At 51.4% G+C, this 397-nt stretch carries 1 protein-coding gene; it reads left to right on the forward strand.

The window, feature by feature from the left end; genetic code table 11:
* Window positions 1-397: hypothetical protein (locus HR086_RS48150; protein ID WP_217442290.1), on the forward strand; the 397-nt coding region annotated here is incomplete at both ends.

Consider the following 397-nt stretch of genomic DNA (forward strand, 5'->3'; position numbering starts at 1 on the left):
CACCGGAGGCAATCCAGCCATTACGGCTTCTCAATACGATCCGGTCATTATCGGATCCACTGGGGTCATTAGTGAAGCTTATATTGGGGTCATGGGGAGCGGACAGGCGTCCGTTACCGTTCTTGGAACAGTGGACGCACACGGCATTGCAGTGCAGCTCAATGGCAGCTCAAACTATTTGAGAATTGGTGCCTTCGGCGTCCTTAACAATGATACGAACTTTGGGGCGTGGCTTGGCTCCGATAATGATTCGGTCAACAACACTGTGATCAATGAAGGCTACATCCAAACGGCCAGCGTAGGCATCTTGGTGCAAGGAAGCGGGACGAGGATCAGCAATTCTGGAGAAATCAGATCGCGAAGCGTTGAAGTAATAAACCTGGAGTCTCATCCAGGC

The organism is Myxococcus sp. CA039A (assembly GCF_013336645.1).
Lineage (GTDB): Bacteria > Myxococcota > Myxococcia > Myxococcales > Myxococcaceae > Myxococcus > Myxococcus llanfairpwllgwyngyllgogerychwyrndrobwllllantysiliogogogochensis.